This window comes from Streptomyces sp. NPDC048671, assembly GCF_055587045.1.
Genome location: NZ_JBVJHB010000001.1, coordinates 166652 through 183115 on the forward strand (window position 1 = coordinate 166652; position 16464 = coordinate 183115).

Annotated in this window: 14 protein-coding genes; 3 read left to right on the forward strand and 11 right to left on the reverse strand. The window is 70.6% G+C overall.

Annotation, left to right across the window (positions count from 1 at the left end; all coding sequences use genetic code 11):
* Positions 1-121: 121 nt before the first annotated feature.
* Positions 122-2239 carry an excinuclease ABC subunit UvrB gene (gene uvrB / locus ACZ6S6_RS00830; protein WP_469702764.1) on the reverse strand — a complete coding sequence of 706 codons (2118 nt, stop codon included), beginning with the start codon at positions 2237-2239 and terminating at the stop codon, positions 122-124.
* Between the two features lie 38 nt (positions 2240-2277).
* A complete protein-coding gene (locus tag ACZ6S6_RS00835) occupies positions 2278-3153 on the reverse strand; it encodes an MHYT domain-containing protein (RefSeq protein WP_362961970.1) in 876 nt (291 codons plus the stop codon).
* A gap of 210 nt (positions 3154-3363) precedes the next feature.
* Between ACZ6S6_RS00835 and ACZ6S6_RS00840 the strand changes: the two genes are divergently transcribed.
* From ACZ6S6_RS00840 to ACZ6S6_RS00850, 3 genes are all read left to right on the forward strand, one after another.
* Positions 3364-4425, forward strand: a complete 1062-nt coding sequence (locus ACZ6S6_RS00840) for a glycerophosphodiester phosphodiesterase (RefSeq protein WP_469702769.1) — start codon at positions 3364-3366, stop codon at positions 4423-4425.
* A gap of 98 nt (positions 4426-4523) precedes the next feature.
* A complete protein-coding gene (locus tag ACZ6S6_RS00845) occupies positions 4524-5066 on the forward strand; it encodes a methylated-DNA--[protein]-cysteine S-methyltransferase (RefSeq protein ID WP_362961966.1) in 543 nt (180 codons plus the stop codon).
* A 27-nt stretch (positions 5067-5093) separates the two neighbouring features.
* Positions 5094-6395, forward strand: a complete 1302-nt coding sequence (locus tag ACZ6S6_RS00850; protein WP_469702773.1) for an MFS transporter — start codon at positions 5094-5096, stop codon at positions 6393-6395.
* Between the two features lie 25 nt (positions 6396-6420).
* Here the strand turns inward: ACZ6S6_RS00850 and ACZ6S6_RS00855 are convergent, their stop codons facing one another.
* The 9 genes from ACZ6S6_RS00855 to ACZ6S6_RS00895 form a co-directional block, all read right to left on the reverse strand.
* Positions 6421-6783: a cupin domain-containing protein gene (locus ACZ6S6_RS00855; protein WP_362961963.1), complete on the reverse strand. Its 363-nt coding sequence runs from the start codon at positions 6781-6783 to the stop codon at positions 6421-6423.
* Between the two features lie 90 nt (positions 6784-6873).
* Complete coding sequence (locus ACZ6S6_RS00860; protein WP_469702776.1) at positions 6874-7521, reverse strand: SGNH/GDSL hydrolase family protein; 648 nt, start codon at positions 7519-7521, stop codon at positions 6874-6876.
* A gap of 62 nt (positions 7522-7583) precedes the next feature.
* On the reverse strand, positions 7584-8423 hold the full coding sequence (locus ACZ6S6_RS00865) for a sugar phosphate isomerase/epimerase family protein (protein WP_469702779.1): 840 nt from the start codon (positions 8421-8423) through the stop codon (positions 7584-7586).
* Positions 8424-8527: 104 nt separating this feature from the next.
* On the reverse strand, positions 8528-9955 hold the full coding sequence (locus ACZ6S6_RS00870) for a polysaccharide lyase 6 family protein (protein WP_469702782.1): 1428 nt from the start codon (positions 9953-9955) through the stop codon (positions 8528-8530).
* Between the two features lie 32 nt (positions 9956-9987).
* Entirely contained in the window at positions 9988-11421 is a 1434-nt protein-coding gene (locus tag ACZ6S6_RS00875) for a polysaccharide lyase 6 family protein (RefSeq protein WP_469702785.1), read from the reverse strand.
* 80 nt (positions 11422-11501) lie between these two features.
* Positions 11502-12848 (reverse strand): alpha-L-fucosidase, encoded by a 1347-nt coding sequence (locus ACZ6S6_RS00880; RefSeq protein WP_362961954.1) that lies wholly within the window; start codon positions 12846-12848, stop codon positions 11502-11504.
* Positions 12849-12976: 128 nt separating this feature from the next.
* Entirely contained in the window at positions 12977-13843 is an 867-nt protein-coding gene (locus tag ACZ6S6_RS00885) for a carbohydrate ABC transporter permease (protein ID WP_469702791.1), read from the reverse strand.
* Entirely contained in the window at positions 13840-14811 is a 972-nt protein-coding gene (locus ACZ6S6_RS00890) for a carbohydrate ABC transporter permease (protein WP_362961951.1), read from the reverse strand. The genes ACZ6S6_RS00885 and ACZ6S6_RS00890 overlap by 4 nt, the downstream gene beginning before the upstream one ends.
* The gene (locus tag ACZ6S6_RS00895) at positions 14808-16136 is read right to left on the reverse strand and encodes a sugar ABC transporter substrate-binding protein (RefSeq protein ID WP_469702796.1); all 1329 of its coding nucleotides are present in this window, start codon (positions 16134-16136) and stop codon (positions 14808-14810) included. The genes ACZ6S6_RS00890 and ACZ6S6_RS00895 overlap by 4 nt, the downstream gene beginning before the upstream one ends.
* Positions 16137-16464: the final 328 nt, after the last annotated feature.

Consider the following 16464-nt stretch of genomic DNA (forward strand, 5'->3'; position numbering starts at 1 on the left):
CCTCTCCGCTTCCCCGCAAACCATCCTTGCGCGGTTTCCAGCACCCTACGCAGTCGCGCCACCGGCGCATCGGGTGCGGGCCGTTTTGTGTCGTTCCTGCAACACACCCCGCCCCGCGGGGTCAGGCCAGGCCCGCCTCCCGCATCTGGCGCAACTCCTTCTTCAACTCCCCCACCTCGTCACGCAGTCGGGCGGCGACCTCGAACTGCAGATCCGCGGCGGCCGCGCGCATCCGGTCGGTCATCTCCTCGATGATCCCGGCGAGCTCGGTGGCCGGGCGGTCGGTGACCACCGCCCCGTCCCCCTTGGCCTTCCCGGAACCGGCCTTGACGCCCAGCGTGGGCACGGGCGCCTTGGCGCCCTTCGTCTGGCGGTAGCCGGTGCCGAGGAGCTGCTCGGTGTCGACCTCCTCGCGGGCGATCGTCGCGACGATGTCGTTGATCTTCTTGCGCAGCGGCTGCGGGTCGAGTCCGCGCTCGGTGTTGTAGGCGATCTGCTTCTCGCGGCGCCGGTTGGTCTCGTCGATGGCCTGCGCCATCGCCGGGGTGATCTTGTCCGCGTACATATGGACCTGCCCGGACACGTTACGAGCGGCGCGGCCGATGGTCTGGATCAGTGAGGTGCCCGAGCGCAGGAAGCCCTGCTTGTCGGCGTCGAGGATCGCCACGAGCGACACCTCGGGCAGGTCGAGGCCCTCGCGCAGGAGGTTGATGCCGACCAGGACGTCGTACTCGCCGGAGCGCAGTTCGCGCAGCAGCTCGATGCGGCGCAGGGTGTCGACGTCGCTGTGCAGGTAGCGGACCTGGATGCCGAGCTCCAGGAAGTAGTCGGTGAGGTCCTCCGACATCTTCTTGGTGAGGGTGGTGACCAGGACCCGCTCGTCCTTCTCGGTGCGCTTGCGGATCTCGTGCACCAGGTCGTCGATCTGGCCCTCGGTGGGCTTGACGACGATCTCCGGGTCGACGAGGCCGGTGGGGCGGATGATCTGCTCCACGAAGCCGTCGCCCCTGGAGAGCTCGTACTTGCCGGGGGTGGCGGAGAGGTAGACCGTCTGGTTGATCCGTCCGAGGAACTCCTCCCACTTCAGCGGGCGGTTGTCCAGGGCGGACGGCAGCCGGAAGCCGTGGTCGACGAGGGTCCGCTTGCGGGAGGCGTCACCCTCGTACATCGCGCCGATCTGCGGCACGGTGACATGCGATTCGTCGAGCACGAGGAGGAAGTCCTCGGGGAAGTAGTCGAGGAGGGTGTTGGGCGCGGTGCCGGGGGTGCGGTCGTCGAAGTGCATCGAGTAGTTCTCGACACCTGAGCAGGTGCCGATCTGGCGCAGCATCTCGATGTCGTACGTGGTGCGCATCCGCAGCCGCTGGGCCTCCAGCATCTTGCCCTGCTTGTCCAGCTCGGCCAGCCGCTGCTCCAGCTCCTTCTCGATGCCGCCGACCGCCTTCTCCAGTCGCTCCGGGCCCGCCACGTAGTGGCTGGCGGGGAAGACGTGGAGGGACTCGTCCTCGCTGATGACCTCGCCGGTGAGCGGGTGGAGGGTGGAGAGCGCCTCGATCTCGTCGCCGAACATCTCGATGCGGACGGCGAGCTCCTCGTAGACCGGGAAGATCTCGATGGTGTCGCCACGCACCCGGAAGGTGCCGCGGGCGAACGCCAGGTCGTTTCGGCTGTACTGGATCTCGACGAAGCGGCGCAGCAGCTGGTCGCGGTCGATCTCGTCGCCCACCTTGAGCTGGACCATCCGGTCGACGTACTCCTGCGGGGTACCGAGGCCGTAGATGCAGGAGACGGAGGCGACCACGATGACGTCACGCCGGGTGAGCAGGGAGTTCGTCGCGGAGTGGCGCAGCCGCTCGACCTCCTCGTTGATCGAGGAGTCCTTCTCGATGTAGGTGTCCGACTGCGGGACGTACGCCTCGGGCTGGTAGTAGTCGTAGTACGAGACGAAGTACTCGACGGCGTTGTTGGGCAGGAGCTCGCGGAACTCGTTGGCCAGCTGGGCGGCGAGGGTCTTGTTCGGCGCCATCACCAGGGTGGGGCGCTGCAGCCTCTCGATCATCCAGGCGGTGGTCGCCGACTTTCCGGTGCCGGTCGCGCCGAGGAGCACGACATCCTTCTCACCTGCCCTGACGCGCCGCTCCAGCTCGGCGATGGCCGTCGGCTGGTCGCCGCTTGGCTGGTAGGGACTGACGACCTCGAAAGGCGCCACCGAACGTTCGATCTTCGAAACGGGCCGCATGCATCCACCGTACGACCCCCCACTGACAACGGGGCCGGTCAGCGATCGTGGTGCCGCACGGGGTCGCGCCACTGCGAGTGGAAGGACGCCGGGTCGGCGTGCGTGCCGAAGCGGGGTACCTGGCGCTGGGCGGGGATGCCGAGGGCCCGTCCGGCCGCGGCGTCGCCCCAGTCCGGGGTGCCCATGACTACCAGGGGGTCGAACATCACGACGATCCCGGCGAGCAGCAGGAAGCAGGCCGGGCCGATCAGCATGGGCACGAGGAAGCCGGTCGGGGTGTCGCCGGCGGTGGTGCCGGTGAGCGTGGCGGGGTGCAGGTGGACCCGGAGTGCGGCCATGCCCGTGTAGTGCATTCCGCTGACCGCGAGGCCCATCACGACGGCGGCACCGAGGCTCGGCAGGAAGCCGTGGATCGAGACGGCGGCCCAGAGCGCGGCGGTCGAGGCCACCACGGCGACGACCACGGAGAGCGTCACGGTGACCGTGTCGTACTCGAACTGCCCATCAAGTCGCATCCCGGCCATGCCGAGGTAATGCATGGAGGCCACGCCGAGCCCGGTGATCGTGCCACCCGTCACCAGAGCCATCGGGGTGGCGCCCCGGTACCCGACGAGAAAGATCCCGACACCGACCATGACGATCGCGACGGCGAGGCTGGCGAACGTGACCGGCTTGTCGTAGCTGATCGGTACCTCCTCGACGGAGAAACCCATCATCGCGATGAAGTGCATCGTCCAGATACCCGAGCCTATGGAGGCCGCACCGAGGGCCAGCCAGCCGGCCTTGAAGGAACGTTCCGTGCGCAGTGACCGGGTGGTGCAGCGCAGCCCCAGTGCCGCACCGAGGCAGGCCATGAGGAACGCCGCGACGGGGGTCACCGCCCCATAGCTGAAACCGTCGATTGTGCCCTGCATACACATGCCCTTCGCAGAAGCCCGGGTGCGGACGACCCTAAGGCGCAAGGCCCGGCAAACAAACAGAAGAACTGCATTTTATCGACAGGGGCACCAACCCATGACGCGGTCCCCGAGGTGCGTTCACATGGTGGCCATCCTTCGCCCGTCCCTTGTTCGGCGGCGGCTGCGAGCCTCGGGCCGTCCGCACCTCTGACGCAAGGAGTCCACGTGTACGCAGGCACCGCAACCGCCTCCGTCGCTGCCGCCGCGCTGCTGGGCGCCGGCACGTTCCTGTTGTCGAACACCGGCACACCGGTCACGGACACCACCGCGGCCGGGCACACCGTGGCGGGGACCCACGCCGTCACCGCCCGGCGCACGGGGGCGGCCACCGGTTCCGGGGTCCGGACGGCGAGCGACCCCGCCCCGGCCCGGACCGGCGGCCCGCTCGTCATCGCCCACCGGGGCGCGTCGGTCCACGCCCCCGAGAACACCCTCGCGGCCGTGGACAAGGCCGACGAGCTCGGCTTCGACTGGGTGGAGAACGACGTCCAGTTCACCAAGGACGGCGTACTCGTCGTCATCCACGACACCGATCTGAAGCGGACCACCGACGCCGAGCAGGTCTTCCCGGACCGCGCGCCGTGGGCGGTCAAGGACTTCACGGCGGCCGAGATCGCCCGGCTGGACGCGGGCAGCTGGTTCGGGCCGCAGTACGCCGGCACCCGGGTGCCCACGCTCCGGCAGTACCTGGACCGGATCGGGCACAACCGCCAGAACCTGCTCCTGGAGATCAAGAGCCCCGAGATCTACCCGGGGATCGAGCGGGCGACCCTGCGGGTGCTGAACGAGGAGGGGTGGCTCGACAGCGGGCATGTCCGCGACCGCCTCGTGATCCAGAGCTTCGGCGCGGACAGTGTGCGCAAGGTGCACGAGCAGCGCCCGGACGTCGTCACGGGCTTCCTGGGCACCCCGGCCGTCGCCGAGCTGCCCGAGTACGCCGAGTTCGCCGACCAGATCAACCCGACGTACACCTCGGTCTCGGGCGAGTACGTGGCGGCGGTGCACGCGCTGAAGGGGCCGCACCACAAGACGCTCCGGGTCAACACGTGGACGGTCAACGACGCGGCGCACGCGCGCCAGGTGTCCGGCTACGGCGTGGACGGCATCATCACCAACACGCCGGACGTGGTGCGGGCGGCCATCGGGGTGCGTGGGGCCGCCGGGGTGCGTGAGGCCGCCGGGGCAGGCAAGGCTGCCGGGGTGCGTGAGGCCGCCGGAGGTACGTGAGGCTGCCGGGGTGCGTGAGGCCGCCGGCTGACCGTCACGGGGCCGCCGTCGCGGCCGGCCGGCGGCCGTTGTCAGTGGCCGGCCGTACGGTGGTTGCCATGAACAGCAACGGGGTTGTCGAGTGGGCCGTCGTGGAGAGCGACATCGGCCCGCTGCTGCTGGCCGCGACGGACGCCGGGCTGGTGAGCGTGGTCTTCCACGCGCGTCCGGCGGTACGGGACAGGGCGCTGGCCCGGTTGCGCGACCGGCTCGGCGCGGAGCCGGTCGAATCACCCGGCTCCGTCCGGCTGGCCGAGCCGATACGCCAGTTCGCGGCGTACTTCGCGGGCACGCTGCGGGATTTCTCCCTCGATCTGGACTGGTCGCTGACGAGCGGCTTCAACCGCCAGGTGCTCCGTGAGCTGTCGGCGGGCGTGCCGTACGGCGCGGTCGCCGGTTACGGGGAGCTCGCCGGGCGGGTCGGGCAGCCCGGGGCGGCCCAGGCGGTCGGGGCGGCCATGGGGTCCAATCCGCTGCCGGTCGTGGTGCCCTGTCACCGGGTGGTGGAGCGCGACGGCGGGATCGGCGGCTTCGGCGGCGGGCTGGAGACGAAACGGCGGCTGCTGGCGCTGGAGGGCGTGCTGCCCCCACCGCTGTTCTGACCCTCCCACCGCTGGCACACTGCCTCGGTGACCAACACCCTCGACGCATCCGACACTCCCGGCGAGCCCGCTTCCACCGGGCGGGTCACCGCGGCCGACCTCCCCGGGCTCCGGCGCCGGACGACAGGTGTCCTCATCGCCGGCCAGATACTCGGCGGCCTCGGTGTGCCCGTCGGCATCACCCTGGCCCCCGTACTGGCGACACAGGTCAGCGGCTCCGAGGCGCTGTCGGGCCTCGCGCCCACCGCGTCGGTGGCCGGCACCGCGCTGCTGTCGCTGCCGCTGGCCGCGCTGATGACCTCGCGCGGCCGCCGCCCCGGCCTCGTACTGGCGTATCTGATCGGTGCGCTCGGCGCCGGCCTCGTGGTGCTGGCCACCGTCGTGGAGAGCTTCCCCCTGCTGCTCCTCGGCATGGCCGCGTTCGGCGCGGGCTCCTCCGCCAATCTGCAGGCACGGTTCGCCGCGGCGGATCTGGCCGAGCCCGAGCGGCGCGGCCGGGCGATCTCGACCGTCATCTGGGCCACCACCATCGGCTCGGTGCTGGGGCCCAACATCGCGGCTCCGGCGGGCCGGGTCTTCCGCGGCACCGCCGTGTCCGAGACGGCCGGGCCGTTCGTCTGGGCGGCCGGCATCTTCCTCCTCGCCGCGCTCGTGGTCGCGGCGCTGCTGCGGCCCGACCCGCTGCTCACGGCGCGCGCGCTGGCCCCGCAGGAGAGCACGTCGGCCGGGAGCCGTTCGCTGCGTGCGGGCATCGCGGCCGTGCGGGCATCGCCGATGGCCCGGCTGGCGCTGGTGACCGTGACCGTCTCGCACACCGCGATGGTCTCGATCATGGTGATGACCCCGGTCGCCCTCGGCCATCACGGCGCGGACCTCCAGCTGGTCGGCCTGGTGATCAGCGGCCACATCGCGGGGATGTACGCGTTCTCGCCGGTGATGGGCTGGCTGTCGGACCGCTTCGGCCGGCTCACCGTCATCGGCCTGGCGGTCGGGCTGCTCTCCCTGGCCGCGCTGCTGGCGGGGACCGCGGGCGCCGCTCACGGCAGGACCGCGGCCGGCCTGTTCGTGCTCGGGCTCGGCTGGTCCGCGGGGCTGGTCGCCGGTTCGGCGCTGCTCACCGACTCCGTGCCGCAGCCCGCCCGCGCCGCCGTGCAGGGCCTGTCGGACCTGACCATGAACGCGTCGGCGGGCATCGGCGGCGCGGTCGCCGGGGTCATCGTCTCCCGGGCGAGTTACGGCTGGCTGAACCTCACCGGCGCATGTCTGCTGCTGCCGATGGCCGCGCTGGCGCTGCGCCGGTCCCTCACCCGCCCCGCCTCCTCGGCCTGAGCCGGCGGGGCGCCCCTCAGAGGCTTCAGAGGCTGATGTGGTAGGCCTTGCGCAGCGTCTCGTGCACGGTCCACGTCGTACGGTCGCCCTCGCGCAGCACGCAGGCGTCGCCCGGTCCGATCTCCAGCGTCTCGCCGCCCTCGACCGCCACGGTCGCGCGCCCGCTGACGACCACGAACAGCTCGTTGGCCTCGGTGTCCGTGACCACGCCGGGCGTGATCTGCCAGATCCCGCGCAACTGCTTGCCGTCGGCCGACTCCCACAGCACCTTGCCGGTGACCTGCGGCTCACCCGACACGATCTGTGCGGGATCGAGCGGTTCCGGTTCGAGCACGGCGTCCGGGATGTGCACGGCGAAAGAGGCGGGAGCTTGATCAATTGTGGTCATGGGCGGTCACTCTAGCGATCGCTCCGGAGCGTCCGGCAGGGCCCCGGGCCGAGCCCGCGAAGCGTCCGGCCCGGTCTCCCCCAGGACGCGCTACCTCCGCGGGTCCTGGTCAGCTGAGCCGACCGCGGCGAGCCAGGCATCGGCGATCAGCCGGTGCCCGAGACGGCTCGGGTGGACGCCGTCAGGGGCCAGCTCCGCCGCCTCCCGGTCCTGTGCCGCGCGGGTCACGACGAGGTCGGCGCGGACCACCTGGGCTCCGTTGTTCCCGGCTGCCCGCAGAACGGCGTCGGTGCGGGGAGAGAGGTCCTCGAACCAGCTCTCCTGGTCCGGCCCGGCCGGGAGCAGGAACGGGGTGATGACGACGAGCCGTGCGGACAGCTCGCGCGCCGTGTCCGCGAGCAGCCGGTCGAGGCACGCCTCGAACACGTCGACCGGGCTGGGCAGTCCCCGGTCGTAGCGCCGCCAGGTGTCGTTGATGCCGATCTTGACCGTGACCACGGTGGGCCGGTGGTCGATGACATCGGTGGTCCAGCGGGTTTCGAGGTCGTACACGCGGTCGCCGTTGATCCCCTTGTTGATGACACGGGGTCCGGGTCCGCCGTCCGCGCGGTCGCGCAGGGTCTGCGCGATCTCGTGGACGTAACCCGTGCCGAGCGACGCGGAATCCGTACGGTCGCGGCCCGCGTCGGTGATGGAGTCACCGATGAACAGGAGCGTGTCGTCGTCCTTGATGTGCATGTCTGCCGTCCTGACGTCGGGGGCGCTGGATCGTCCCTGGTGACCTGCGGGAGTCCGGCCGGCTACGGCCGGCCGGCGGGGGTTCGGCCCGCGCATCCCCTCAGTGTCGCGGCCTCCCGCGCCAGCACCGCGGGGTCGTCGCCGGGCACGAACTCCAGGAGCGCCTCGACACCCCGGCCGGCCAGCAGGCCGAGGGCGGCCGCCCACAGGTCCGAACGGTCCGCCAGCGGCAGCCGGTTGTTGCCCGGCCACCACGAGAAGGCGTGCACGGCGCAGACCCGGTCGGCGAGCGATGCCAGCCCCGCCAGCGCCTCTTCGCGGGGTGTGCCGAGCGGCGGCTGCCAGTACGTGCGGACGTTGTCCGCGTCCACCTCGTCCAGCAGCCGGGCGGTCGAGGCGACGGTGTCGGTGAGCGTTCCCCCGTGGAACTCTGGCGCGAGCAGCAGCCCGTGGTCCGCGGCGATCCGTGCCGCCTCCCGCAGACAGCTCACGGTCTCCTGCCGCTCATCGGGCGGGGCGGACCGCGATCCGGTCGCGCCCGCCCACACCCGTATCCGCGGCGCCCCGAGAAGCACCGCGGCGCGGGCGACGGCGGGGAACCCGGCCAGTTCGCCCGGCGTGGCGCGGAAGTACGAGCCGTACGAACAACAGGCCAGCCCGTACCGTTCGGTGGCCTCACGGACCGCGCTGACGGTGCCCGGCTCCTCCGGGGGCGCGTGCACGTCCGCCCCCCACTCGATCACCTCCAGGCCCGCGTCCGCGGCGCGGCGCGCGACCTCGGCGGCGGGCAGCCGGCGGAAGGTGACCGAGCACAGGCCCAGCCCGAGGCTTCCCGCTTCCGGTCCGGCCGGCGGTCGGAGCGGGGCACGGCCCGCCGCGTTCCGGCTGCTCTCCTCGGTCATGACACTGCCTTCCTGCGGTCGGGCCTTCGGGCGCTCTCGTACGGTCCGCCCGGACGGGGCGGGCGGACCGGGCCGGCTGGGCGGTGCCCCGTCACCGTGGTCGCTCAGGCGGCGTTCGGACCCACGTCCGCCGCCGTGAGGGGGTGCCGGAGCACGGGAGCCGTCGTGTACTCGTCGGCGCCGATGTCCCGTACGCTGCCGCGCCGGTCCCCGTCGATGTCATCGGCGACGGCGGCGCCGCTCAGCGTCGCGGCGCCGATCGCCGGGCTGCCCGACGACAGCCGCAGCACACCGTCCGTGCCCCGGCTGAGCAGCGGGTCGGCCCGGATGAAGCCCCCGGAGGGGATGTTGCCGTCTCCGGCCGCGCCCCACAGCAGGTTGCTCTGCCAGGTGAAGCCGGAGGTGGCTCCCATCGCGACGAGGCTGCCCGAGTCGCCGACCAGCAGGTTGTCGGCGACGGTCACGTCCTGCGGCTCGTACGCGCGGGTCTCGCCCGAGAGCATGCCGGTGTTGTTGATGAGGGAGTTGTGCACGATCACCGCGCGGTCGCAGGCGTCGTTGCCCCGCCGCTCGTCCTCCGTCTCACCGGTGTTGTGGTCACGGGTGGTGCCGCTGCCGATCACCAGGGCCCTGCCGGACAGCCCGCTGAGGTAGTTGTTGACGATTCTGTGGTCGTTGCCGTAGACGCGTACCCCGTCCGTGCCTCCGATCAGGTGGTTGCTCTCCACCACGGAACGGTTGCCGTGGCGCAGCACGATGCCGCCGCGGCTGTCGCGGATGGTGTTGTACCGGATGGTGTTGTCCGAGGACTTCACCGAGATCGCCTCGGGATCGCCGTCACAGCGCTCGAACAGGTTGTACTCGACGACCGCGTGGGCGCCGGACAGTGCGCGGCTGCTGACGCCGAGGCGGATGGGTTCGCCGCCGTTGGCCCCGGTGAAGCTGTGGTCGGAGAAGTGGTTGCGGAAGATGTGCAGGTTCTGGGCCATGGCGGTCGGGCCGGAGCCGTCGACGACGATGAAGATGCCCGCGGTGGTCTTGTCGTGGAAGTGGTTCCGGTCGATCTTCGAATCGTCCGCCCGCACGACGAGCCAGTACGGGTCGCCGGTGTCCGCGAGCTGGAAGTCGTTGCGGGTCAGCCGGATCGCCGAGCAGTTCGCGGGGATCTCCATCGTGGTGCTCTGCCGGAAGGAGAATCCGCTGATGGTGATGTTGCTCGAACCGCTGAGCACGAAGCCGCGTTCGCCACGCAGCACGGCGCCGCCGCGGGTCTTCGAGACGATGGTGATCTGCGCGGCGGCGGTGCCGTTCTTGCCGGTGATGTTGATCGCGCTGCCCGACGGGACCGTGTAGGTGCCATCGGCGACGACGATCCGGTCACCGGGCGCGGCGCTGTTGATGGCGCTCTGGAGCTGGGCCAGGGTGGCGACCGGGATGTCGGCCGCCGACGCGCTCCCCGACAGCGAGGTGGCGAGCGGTACGGCGGCGAGTGCGGCCACCGCTGTGCTCCGGAGGAACGTGCGTCGTTGCATGGTGTCTCCTGCGTCGAAGTGGACGGGTGCGCTCAGCGGGCCAGGGGGCCGACATCGGCCGGGGTCAGGGGTCCGCGCCTCGGTGCCCGGCGGGAGTGTTCGTCCGCGCCCACGTCCCGGACCCGGCCGCGCGGCTGCCCGTCGATGTCGTGGGTGACGGGCGGCCACCGAAGGGTGCCCGCGTCGATCGCCGGGCTGTCGGCGGCCGGCCGTGCGATGCCGTGCGGGTCCTTCTCCAGCCTCGGGTCGATGCGGGTGCCGCCACCGGCGGGGATGTTGCCGTCGGCGGCGGCGCCCCACAGCAGGTTGCCCGACCAGGTGAAGCGCACGGTGTTCGCCATGTCGACAAGTCGGCCCGTGTCCGCGACGAACAGGTTGTCGGCGACGGTGACGTCCCGCGGCTCGTGCGGGCGCTGGCTCTCGCCGGAGAGCGTGCCGTTGTTGTCGACCAGGGTGTTGTACGCGACGAGGAGCCGGTCGGGGGCGTCGTTGCCGCGGCGCGACTCGGGCGTCTCGCCGGGCAGGTGGTCGCGCTCGGAACCGCTGCCGATCACCAGGGCGCGCCCCGACAGGCCGGCGAGGTAGTTGTTGACGATCACATGGTCGTTGCCGTAGATCCGTACGCCTTCCTGGCCGTCGACGAGGTGGTTGCCCTCGACCCGGTTGCGGTTGCCGTGCCGCAGGACGATGCCGCCCAGGCTGTCGCGGATGGTGTTGTACCGGATGGTGTTGTCCGAGCTCTTCACCGAGATCGCCTCGGGGTCTCCGTCGGCGCGCTCGAACAGGTTGTACTCCACGACCGCGTGGGCTCCGGACAGTGCGCGGGGGCTGACGCCGAGCCGGATCGGCTCGCCGCCGTTGGAACCGGCGAAGGTGTGGTCGGAGAAGTAGTTGCGGTACACGTGGACGCGCTGGGCCATCTCGTCCGTGCCCGCGCCCTCGATGCCGAGGTAGATGCCGAGCGTGCTCTTGCCGTGGAAGTGGTTGTGGTCGACGGTGCTGTCGTCCGCGCGCACCATCAGCCAGTGCAGGCCCTCGATGTCGGCCAGTTGGAAGTCGTTGCGGGTGAGCCTGATGTGCGAGCAGTCCGGGGGGATGTCCAGGGTGCTGCTCTGGCGGAAGGAGAAGCCGCTGAGGGTGATGTGGCTGGACGCCTCCAGGAGGAAGCTGTGTTCGCCCTCCAGGACGGCACCGCCCGGGGTCCGGGCGGCGATGGTCACGGGTGCCCGCTCGGTGCCCCGCTTGTTCCGGATGGTGAGGGGGCTGTCCGGCGGGACGGCGTAGGTCCCGTCGGCCACGACGATCCGGTCGCCGGGCCGCGCCCGGTCGATCGCGGCCTGGAGCTCGGCCGGCGTGCGCACGGCCGCCGGGACCGTGGCCGCGCTCGCGGGCGGCGCTCCGGCGACGGGGGCGGCGGCCAGTGCCACCCCTGCCGCGGTGCTCATGAGGAACGTGCGGCGTTGCATGGTGCCTCCGTGAGTGTGTGGTGGAGGGAGCCTTTTCCGGCTTCCGGCCGGCCGGAAGCCGGGATCAGCTGTCGGCCGGATCAGCCGTCGGCCGGGTCGGCCGGTGTGTCCAGGAACAGTTCGATGACGGGGACGGGGGTGTCGGGGCGGCGGACCGGGATCTGGAGCGTGAGCGTTCCGGCGGGCTGGCCGCCCATCTCGGTGTTGACCGCGGGCCGGTCCGGGTCGATGTGGACCGGGATGATCTCGGACGCGTCGTTCAGCAGCTGGGCGTACCGCACCCGGCCGGCGAGGCCCGGCAGGTGCAGGTGGCGCGGCGGCCAGGCGAACAGGTGGACGTAGAGCCGGTCGCCGCGCTGGGTGTACCGGCATTCCGCGGGAGGTGTGTACGGGGACGGGCCGCAGCCGTGGACCGACCGCTCGTGCAGCTCCGTCCAGCGGCCGATCTCGCCGAGGATCGCGCGATCGCGCGGGTCGAGATCACCGCGGCCGGTGGGGCCCACGTTGAGCAGCAGGTTGCCGCCCTTGGACACCCCGTCGACGAGCATCCGGATCAGCAGGTCGGCGCTCTTGTGGTCGAGGTTGTCGCGGTCGTAGCCCCAGCTTCCGTTGAGCGTCTGGCAGGCCTCCCAGAGCACGGGACGCCCGTTCTCGGTCATCGGGCCGGAGGGCTGGTACTGCTCGGGGGTCACGAAGTCCCCGGGCAGGCCGGTCCGGTCGTTGACGAGGACGTGCGGCTGGAGTTCCCGGATCGTCTCCAGGAGCTTCGGGGAATCCCAGTCGTCGGGGCCCTTGCCTCCCCACCAGGTGCGCCCGGCATAGGAGAAGTCGAAGAACAGGTAGTCGATGGGCCCGAACGACGTCAGCAGTTCACGGACCTGGCCGTGCAGATAGCGCTGGTAGTCGCGGATGTCGCGGTCCGCGTTGGCGGCCTTGAACTCCTCGTCGTCGCGCTGCGGGTGGGTGCCGTCCACCGGGAAGGACGGGTGGTGCCAGTCGATCAGCGAGTAGTAGAGGCCGACCTTGAGCCCTTCGGCGCGGCACGCCTCGACGAACGGGGCGACGAGGTCGCGGCCGTGCGGGGTGTTGGTGACCTTGTACTCGGTGAGGGCGCTGTCCCACAGGCAGAAGCCGTCGTGGTGCTTGGTGGTGAGGACGACGTAGCGCATGCCGGCCGCCTTGGCCGCCCTGGCCCACTGGACCGGGTCGTAGCGGTCGGGGTCGAAGTGGTCGAAGTAGACCTGGTACTGCTCGTCGGTCAGCTTCTCCCGGTTCTTGACCCACTCGTGCCGCGCGGCGAGGGAGTACAGCCCCCAGTGGACGAACATGCCGAACCGGGCGGCGGTGAACCAGGCCGTCTCCGGGGCTCCTTCGGGAGCCCGGTTCCCGGGCGGGCGGGCCTGCGGGGTGTCGGGGCTCGTGGTCATGGGGAATCGCTCCTTCTCTTCGGCGTCCGGTGGGTGCGCGGTGCGCGTCGGGGACGGTCGTACGGGGACGGTGGCCGGCGGGCGGCTGCGTCACGGTGGTGCGCGAGGGCGGGGCGCGGGCTGCGGGGTCAGCCCTTCAGCGCGCCGGAGGACAGCCCGCTGACGAAGGAGCGCTGGAACAACAGGAAGACGATCACGGACGGCAGCAGGGCCAGCAGCGAGGCGGCCATCACCACTCCGGGGGTCACCGCGGGGTCGATCCGCAGGGTCCGCAGCGCCAGCGGGAGCGTGTACGAGGAGGAGTCGGTGGAGACGAGGAGCGGCAGCAGGTACTGATCCCAGATCATGGTGAAGCCGAAGACCCCGATGACGCCGAGGGCGGGCTTGCACATCGGCAGGATGATCTGGGCGAAGATCCGCAGATCTCCCGCGCCGTCGATGCGGGCGGCCTCTTCGAGTTCGCGCGGCACGTCCTTCATGAACTCGGTCATCACCAGGATGGAGAACCCCCAGGCGCCCAGCGGGACGATCATTCCGGCCAGGGTGCCGATGAGGTTGAAGTGGATGACCGGCAGGTCGGAGAGGATCAGGGACAGCGGGAGGGCGAGGATCTCCTCGGGCAGCATCAGCGTCGCCAGGACGGCGACGAGCACCAGCGTCATCCCGGGGAAGACCTTCCTGGCCAGCGCGTACCCGGCCAGGACGGAGACGGCCACCTGGAGCAGCAGCCCGAAGCCGACCACGAAGAACGAGTTCAGCAGGTACCTGAGCACCCCCTGGTCGAAGGCGATCCTGAAGTTGTCCAGGGTGATGCCCGAGGGGATGACGCTCAGCTGTGTCGGGTCCTTGACGTGTCCGAAGGAGCTGACGAGCAGGGCCAGCAGGGGCCCCGCGAAGACGATCAGGACCAGCAGGTAGACGACGGCCCTCAGGATCCGTCCGCCGGCGCTCCGGCTCTCGGTCAGGCCCAGCGCGGTCTCGGTCTGCGCACTCACTTGCTCTCCCTCCGCCGCAGCAGTTGGACGACGACGGTCAGGATCAGCGTCGCGACGAACAGCAGGACCGCTCCCGCCGCTCCGACGCCGAGCCGGTTCTGCTCCAGCCCGAGCTTGTAGATGAGGGTCATGACGACCTCGGTGGAACCGTCGGGTCCGCCGTTGGTCAGCAGGAACACCTCGGTGAACACCCGCAGTCCGCGGATCGCGGCGAGGATGAACAGGATCGAGAACACCGACCGCAGCCCGGGCACCGTCACGTGCCACACCCGCTGCCGCCTGGACGCGCCGTCGACCTTCGCGGCCTCGTACAGACCGCGGTCCACGCTCGTCAGACCGGCGAGGATGATCATCATGTCGTAGGGGGCGCCCCGCCAGATGCCGGTGAACATGATGGAGGCCATCGAGGTGTCGGGGTCGTTGATGAACCCCGACGGGCCCATTCCCACCAGCCCGAGCAGGGAGTTGATCATGCCGTCCCCGGTCGGGTGGTACATGATCCGCCACAGTTCGGCGACGACCGCGATCGGCACCACCACCGGGAGGAACGCCGCGGAGCGCACGACCTTCAGCCGGCGGCTCTGCCCCTCCATCAGCAGGGCGAGGGCGAGGCCGAGCGCCATCGAGCCGGCCGTCTGCCCGGCGGCGAGGACGACCGTGTGCCAGGCGGCCTCGCGGAATCCGTGGGACTGGAGCACCGTGGCGTAGTTGTCGGTGCCGACCCACTTGTTGCCCAGGTAGGGCTGAACCTCCTGGAAGGACATGGTCAGCGCGTTGGCCATGGGGATGAACTTGAAGTACAGGAAGAGGAGCAGAGCCGGGGCGAGGAACAGCCAGGGCGTCCACCACCGGCCCGATCTGCGGCTGCGCCCCAGGAAACCGGTGGCCCCGCCGTCCTGGCGCCCCGTCTTGCGGGGGGAGGGTCCGGCCGCCGCGGGGGCGGCCGGTTCGGCCTGGTCGAGGCTCATGACGCGGCGATCCCCTGCTCCTTGAGGATGTCGGCGAGCTGCTTGTCGAGCTCACCCAGCTTGGCCTCGGTGTCGAGACCGCAGTCCGCCATGAGCGCGTTCACGGTGTCCGCCGTCGCCTGCCGCACCGGGGTCCAGTTCGGGATGGACGGCGCGTACCGCCCGGAGTCCTGGTACGCCTCGGTGTACGTCTTCCAGCGGGGGTCGGAACGCACCTGGGAGATGTCCACCGTCTTGTTGACGGGAAGCTGCACGATGTAGCCACTGGCACCCTCCATCCCCGTCTTCTGGCCCTCGGCGGAGACGGCGTAGCCGGCGAAGGCGTCCTGGCCGGCCTGGTTGCCGGAGCCGGCCATCAGGTAGACGGAGCCGCCCTCGGCGAGGACGGTGGCGTCCTTCGGTCCCTTGGGCATCGGCACGACCTCGTACTTGTCCTTGCCGAGGGTCTCGTCGAAGCGGGGCAGCAGATACGGGCCGACGACGAACATGCCGGCCCGGCCCGCCTCGAACGACTCGTTCGTCGGCGGGGTGTCCATGGTCACGGCGCCGGGCTGGACGGCCTTGGCCTTGCAGCCCAGATCGCGGAACCACTGCATGGCCTCGACCGATGCCTTCGTGGTCATCGCCGGCTTGTACGTGCCCTCCCCGGTCCGGGTGATGAAGTCGCCGCCCGCGGCCCAGAGGAAGTTGGAGAAGTACCAGGAGGCGTAGCCGCGCTTGGTGGACAGCGGGGCGGCGAGGCCGGCGGTGTTCTGCTTGCCGTCGCCGTCGGGGTCCTGGGTGGTGAAGGCCTCGGCCATCGCGGTGAAGTCGCCCCAGTTCCGCGGGACGTCGAGCTTCAGCTTCTGCCGCCAGTCCTTGCGGATGAGCAGCGCGGACGCCTGTGCCGAGTACGGCAGTCCGTACTGCTTGCCGTCCACGCTCTTCCCGGAGTCCAGCCCCTGGCCGACGATCTGCCCGCTGTCCTTGATCTTGTCCAGGTCGATCTCCCGGAGCAGGCCCTGGCTGTGCATGGCCCCGAGCTGCGTCACGTCGTTCATGACGATGTCGGGGAGGTTCTTCTGGGCGGCCCGCTGCTGCAGCTTGGTCTCGAAGTCGTCGAAGATGGCCGTGACCTTGACCTTGTAGCCCGTGGCCTTCTCGAAGCCGGTGGCGACCTTGAGCGCGCCCTGCTCCCCCGGTCCGCCCGGTGTCGTCCTGGTCCAGAGCTCCAGGGTCGCCTTGGGGTTCTGCTTGGCATCCACTCCCGCAGGCCCGGATGAACAGCTGGTGAGGACCAGTGTCGAGGCGAGGACACCCGCACCGATCCAACGCGATCTCTGCATCACAACTCCCGTTTCCGCCGCCTCACAGTTGGCCTGGAAAGCGCTTTCTGGGACCGTAACGGGGTCGGAATCAGCGGTCAATAGTCCGATGAATACAAAAAGTTTCCGCCGGTCGACACACCCCTCCACCGAGCCCCCTCCCGGGTGCGGCCCCGGCAATCCGGAACGCGCGAGGCCGGTACCACCTCCATAAATCGCCTGATAGCTGACCAGTTCAGCTATCCGCACGAATGGCCGCCCCGATCCGCTCGGGCGCGGATCACGACAACCACCACCCCAGCGACGAGGGCTGGACATCCGAGCTGTACGCGAGGACATTCCAGTGATC